Annotated in this window: 6 protein-coding genes; 2 read left to right on the plus strand and 4 right to left on the minus strand. The window is 72.0% G+C overall.

The window, feature by feature from the left end:
* Positions 1–405: 405 nt before the first annotated feature.
* Positions 406–615, minus strand: coding sequence for a hypothetical protein (locus AOK09_RS35380; protein WP_055591288.1), 210 nt, complete (start codon positions 613–615; stop codon positions 406–408).
* Positions 616–1,270: 655 nt separating this feature from the next.
* Here AOK09_RS35380 and AOK09_RS35385 point away from each other — a divergent pair.
* Together AOK09_RS35385 and AOK09_RS43325 are read left to right on the plus strand one after the other, a co-directional pair.
* A complete protein-coding gene (locus AOK09_RS35385; protein ID WP_055591289.1) occupies positions 1,271–1,828 on the plus strand; it encodes a hypothetical protein in 558 nt (185 codons plus the stop codon).
* A gap of 360 nt (positions 1,829–2,188) precedes the next feature.
* Positions 2,189–2,317, plus strand: a complete 129-nt coding sequence (locus AOK09_RS43325) for a hypothetical protein (protein WP_265736760.1) — start codon at positions 2,189–2,191, stop codon at positions 2,315–2,317.
* On the opposite strand, the gene AOK09_RS35390 is transcribed toward AOK09_RS43325, so the two are convergent.
* The 3 genes from AOK09_RS35390 to AOK09_RS35405 form a co-directional block, all read right to left on the minus strand.
* Positions 2,310–3,647 carry a hypothetical protein gene (locus AOK09_RS35390; RefSeq protein ID WP_055591290.1) on the minus strand — a complete coding sequence of 446 codons (1,338 nt, stop codon included), beginning with the start codon at positions 3,645–3,647 and terminating at the stop codon, positions 2,310–2,312. The two genes, AOK09_RS43325 and AOK09_RS35390, sit on opposite strands and share 8 nt — an antisense overlap.
* A gap of 1,084 nt (positions 3,648–4,731) precedes the next feature.
* Positions 4,732–4,929: a transposase gene (locus tag AOK09_RS35400; RefSeq protein ID WP_055591292.1), complete on the minus strand. Its 198-nt coding sequence runs from the start codon at positions 4,927–4,929 to the stop codon at positions 4,732–4,734.
* 159 nt (positions 4,930–5,088) lie between these two features.
* Positions 5,089–5,414: hypothetical protein (locus AOK09_RS35405; protein WP_157876172.1), on the minus strand; the 326-nt coding region annotated here is incomplete at its 5' end.

Here is a 5,414-nt window from a genome sequence, read left to right on the forward strand (position 1 = left end):
GCGCGCAGAACAGGTCCCTCTGCTTCGCGACGGGACCCGCCCCACCTGGCAGTCCGGCTGACTTCACTTGGCGACAACAGGCTTGTGACGTTCTGTCAAAACGAGATCAGCTAGGAGGAGGCGCGGTGGCGACGGTCCCCGATTGACGGGACGTCCATCCCGAGAGGTCTTTGATCGCCTGCCCGCAGCTCAGGTAAGGGCCGGGGTTGATTTGGATTATTTCCTGGCCAGAGCAGGAAGGTCTTGATGATCTACCTCGCTAGCGGACCCGTTCCTCCAGTACCCTCAAGGCGCCGGCAGCGGAGGCTGCAGGGAACGAGTCCCCACTGCGCGCCGACGCCCGGGACGCCAGGCAGTACCGGCGGGCCCTGGCCGAGCACCGCCCCCCGCTGCTCACCGCTGGCACTACCTGTGGGGCCTGGCCAGCCAGGTCTGCCAGCAGGGATGGCACTCCCCGCCGCTGTCCCGCTGGTGCGGCAGCGGCCGCCGCGCCACGGTGCCGCAGCTGCTGCAGGTACGGCGCGCGAGCATCCGCTCCGCGACTTCGTCCGGCAGCGTCCGCATCGGCGCGGCCTGCCTGGGGTCGTACAGGGGCACCCGCTGGTGGCGGCGCATCAGGTACAGGTACCCGGCCGGTTGCTGCCCGTCGGCTGGCTTGAGCCGTTCCTCGCCAAGCTGCCCGACGGTACGCAGGTGCTCCGGGGCAGTCCCGGCGTGGTGACAGCGGCAGGCCTGCCCACGTGCCCGCCCGGGTCACCGGCTCGGCGGTCCGCGGGAGGCCCGCGTCAGCGTCAGCAGTCATAGCTGGACCGTAGACACCCCCACTGACAAACCAGCCCTGATCACCGCAAATGACACGACTGTTGAGCCGACTGCGGTCGTCATTGCTGTCCAGGACGCCCCCCGAACTGAGAGGCGGGCACCGGGCCCGCCGAACCCGAAAGGGAACGTCGATGGGCAAGAACAAGAAGAAGCGCCAGCCGCCCACCCCCACCGAGCTGATGGTGCTTCTGCTGCTCCTCCTGGCGCACACGCCCATGCCGCCGCACTGAGCTGCGGCCGCCGCCGGGTGCGCTACAGTTCCCGGCGGCGGCAGCGCCCGCCCACTCCGAGCCTGACAAGCGCCCCCACGCGGCGCAGCAGGCGACCGAGGACGAAGGTTCAGCGGCACGGTGCAACCGGCAGCCCAGGAATCGCGCCAGCGACTACCCGTGTGCCCACCTGACCGGGCGCGGGGCGTGGGGCCGCGCCCAGACCCCAGGAGCAGCACATGACCGCGAACCGCGGACCCAAGCGCGCCAACCGCACCCGCGCAGCAGCCGCCGGCCAGACCTACACCCAGGTCCGGCAAGCCCGGCTCACCCCGCCCGCCGATCAGGCCGACGACTACAACGACGATGTCCACATCCGCCAGTGCGAGGGCTGCCACTGGCTCCTGGACGACGACTACCCGCGCTGCCCCAACGGCTGCGACGACTACTTCGACCGCAAGCGGGCAGAGGAGTACGCCCGCCGGTGGGCCACCGAGGCGACCCGCCGCTACCAGGAAGCCCCCGTGCCCGCCGACGTCTTCCTCGAGCACGTCAGGGCGCACCCCGACCTCATGCCGGCCGCGCCCACCACGTTCGCGGGCGAGGACATCGGGGTGCGACGCAACTGGGGACTGCCGTGCCTGCGCTGCGGCCAGCCAGCCGCGAACGCCTACGTCGCGATCCCAGCCACCAGCCAGGTCCCGCGCTGGCTCGACCTGTGCCCCGAGTGCACCCACGCCACCGGCGTGTACGAGCCCACCCGCGACATGGCCACCACGTACGGGCAGCAGGGCTGATCTCCGCAGGACGGGCCGCCCTCGAAGCCGTGGGCGGCCCCGCAGCCGACAACCGTCGCGTCCAGCCCTGCCAGGCGAAACCCACCCGTCGAGCCTCAGGCGACGGCAGAATCACCCTCCACACACCCGAACACCTGGAGAGCCGATGGACCTGTCACCCGTGATCGAGGCCGTCCAGAACGGTAATGGGGTCGCCGTCGTGCCGGTCGCGGACCTGTGCCGCGCAGTCGGGCACAAGGGCATGGGATCGCAGGTCACCGTAAAGGTGGGCGCCGCACTGGCCGAGGCCGGCCTCCGCTACTGGCCCCGCTCGATCCCCAGCGGCACGTACTCCTGTACGGGGGGACGGGCAACAGCGACGTGTCCATGCTGCTCCTCCTGGTGGACCGCCTCTCGGCGGCAGACGCCGCCGGCGACGACGACGCCGCCGAGAGCGCCGTGAACGCCTTCGGCCTGCTGCTGGGCAGGGTAGGACAGCCCGTCAGTTGAGTAGGCCGTAGCGGCGCTCATCCAGGACGCTGACCGGCTCGTACAGGGCGAGCAGCGCCCCGTCCGCCCGGTCCGGTGAGCCGACACCGCGGGCCCGCATCGCCTTCTTCGACTCCACCACCACCTGCCCAGTGCTCGAGGTGGAGATCGTGGGCGAGCCGAGCTGCACCAGGCACGTGTGATCGAAGCGCAGGCGCAGCCGCGGCGGGCCGGGCACGCCCAGGCCGTTGGCGGGGCCGGGCTGCAGAAGCGACCGTGCCGCTAGCCACATCTCGTCGCGCTTGCGGTACGGCCGCATCTGCTGCCCGGGGTCTTCCCGGTCGGGGTCAATGTTCTCCGACACCATCACGCCGACGATCTGCGCCCCGTGGCGGCCTTCCTCGCCCCACTTCTCCAGGATCGACACGACGCCGTGCCCCAAGCCGTTGCGGTCAATCTTCACCCGCACCGCGACGCGGGTGCCCAGCGCTTTGGCGAGGCGCTCCGCGGCCAGGATCTCCGCGAGGATCCGCCCGGCGACGTTCACCTGGTTGAGGTTCTGCGGGCCCGAGGAGGCGTGCCGCTGCTCCAGGGCGTCACCCACCACCCGGTACACGGTCACCTCGTCGCCGCCGTACGCGGCGACGTCCACGCCGAGGCGGACCCACGCTCCCCGCCTGACCGTGTGGTCGGCGGTCTCGCCCTCCAGGCCCAGGTCGGACAGGCGCACCCACGGCCCGTCGGGCTCCGGGTCGGGCTGGTCCGCGGCGGTGTCGATCCAGGCCACGGGCAGGGCCCGGTTCGCTCCGCCCTGCGGGAACTTCGCGTACACCTTCGCGATGGTGTACGGGTGATCCGGCCCGTACTCGCCGAAGACGCGGTCCACCCAGTCCTGATTCGGCATGTGCTCCGACAGGGGATACTTCGGCACACCGACGGGGCAGTCCAGGCAGTACGGCACCCGCTCCCCGGTGATCGCCGGTGAGTCCAGGGCCGCGATCGGGATCGTGATCGTGCCCAGCTTCTCCGGGTCGTCACCCTCCTCGCACAGCTTCTCGAACAGCTCCTCGGACCGTCCGTGGCCGGGTTGCCGATCGCCAGCATGCGCGCGTGTCAACAGGTTGTTGGTGCCGTTGCCGATGCTCCTGGCGATACCGCCGGCCTCGTCCACCACCAGGAGCAGCCGGGCCGCGTGGATGCCCTGCATCGCGGCCCCGTCGTTGGCGGGGGCGGAGAAGCCGTACGCGGCGACGACCTCGTTGCCGTACGCGTCGGGGATCTTGTATTGGACGGTGTCGCAGGCGCCGGGCAGTTTCGCGCGGGCGCGACGCAGCGGCGGATGTGCGGCCACAACTGCCGCTGTACCTGCCGGAACCAGGTCGCGGTGGTGACGCACTGGCCGACCCCCGGCGGCGTGGTCAGCACGAACCACAAGGCCGCGCGCGCCGCGATGTGTGTCTTGCCGACGCCGAACCCGGCCGCAACGGCGACTCTCCTGTACCGGGGGATGGCGTCCAAGAGCTGCCGCTGCTTGCTCCACAGCGACTCACCCAAGACGTCTTCCACGAACCCCGACGGGGTGTCCGCCCACAGGCCGAACAGGGTGCCGGTCTCCCGCTGCACCTCCGCCAGGACGAACGCGAGCTCCCGCTCGGACAGGGTCCTGATCGCGGCGCGGCGGGCCCGGACGGGCGCGGCCAGGAGCACCTGGGCGACCGACGCGGCGTCGGTCGAACGCACGCCGGGTCGGCGGCCGGCGAGGTGCCGGGCCGCTGCCGTCACCGTGCGGGGGTGAGGAGCGGGGGCGGCCCCGCCCCGCCGGGGCGTCCGGTTGACCGGTGGCCGGGCCAGTGCACCCGCCGTCCCCCGTGAGGGGCGGTTGGGGGCGCTTGCACGCAGGGCGCAGCGGGTGCACCGGCCGGGCCGGTCTAGGGGCCCTGCGCCTGGCCGCCGGGTCCGCCCGACTGCGCACCACCCGGAGCGGAGCTGCGCCCCAGATTCTTGACCTCTGTGCGTTGCCGGGCCCGCGTGCCGTGCCGAACCAAACGGCCAGGCACAGGGGTTGTGAACACCCGGCGGCGTCTCCTCCAGACACCGCCGGATGCTCGTACCTACAGGAACGCTCGTGCCCGCGGGAGCGTGACAACCGACCCTGGTAGCGTGCCGCGCTGCCCAACTTGACTTCGGAGGCATGCATGGCCAGCTATGAGGAGCACGAGCAAGCTGCCATCGAGCTCTTGGCGCCGCTGAGAGCTCCCATCGCAGGAGGAGGAAGAGTTCCGGCGGACTACCGCGTGCAGATGGCTCAGGTGGAGGCGCTTCTGGCCCTTGCCGCAGCCATAGCCGGCCGTCACCAGCGGGGCGGAGCGGCGGGGCAGCCGCCGATGCCGAACGGTCCTGCTGGCTTCTGACAAGGGAGGAACGCAGCGGGGTGGTCAGGTGGTCTTGTCGCGGGCGGCCCGCACCCAGTAGCGGACGATGCTCGCGCCGAGCTGCAGCTCCCGGGCGGCGCCGGCCGCGGACATGCCCTGCTCGAGGACCATGCGCACGGCTTGCTCGCGAAGCTCCGGGTCGTGGCGGACGGTCGGGGTGCCGTCGGCGTGCACGGCATCGTGGATCACCGAGCGGGACACGATGCCGGACCTGCATCACCTGGTCACGGGACCATCCGGCGTCGGTGGCGAGCTCCCGCGCGGCCTCGTCGCGGTACGCCTTGGCGGCGTCGCGGCGGGCCTGCCACTGGACCGTCTCCAGCGCCACCTTCGGGAGACGCTGCTGCACCGTCGTGGGCTTCATGCGGGTGATCCCGGCGGCCTTGGCCGCGGCCTCCCGGTCGGGGCCGGCCGGTGGATCTTCACCCACGACGGGCGGGAGACGCCCATCGACTGCTCCAGGCCGCGGGTCCGCTCGTACGCCCACAGGGCCAGGGCCAGGGAGTCACGCTCGGGGCGCAGCCGGGCGAGGTGCGTGTCGGCCTGGGCGACGAGCTGCCCGACGCGGTGGGCGCGCTCCACGCTGTCGGTCACGGCGTCGAGCTGGGCGCGGGTCTCAGCTTGGACCTGGTCGCGGACGGCGTCGAGGTCGGGGCGCTCGAGGCGGACGATGGTCGGGGCGGGCG

It is taken from the genome of Peterkaempfera griseoplana, assembly GCF_001418575.1.
Taxonomy (GTDB): Bacteria; Actinomycetota; Actinomycetes; order Streptomycetales; family Streptomycetaceae; genus Peterkaempfera; species Peterkaempfera griseoplana.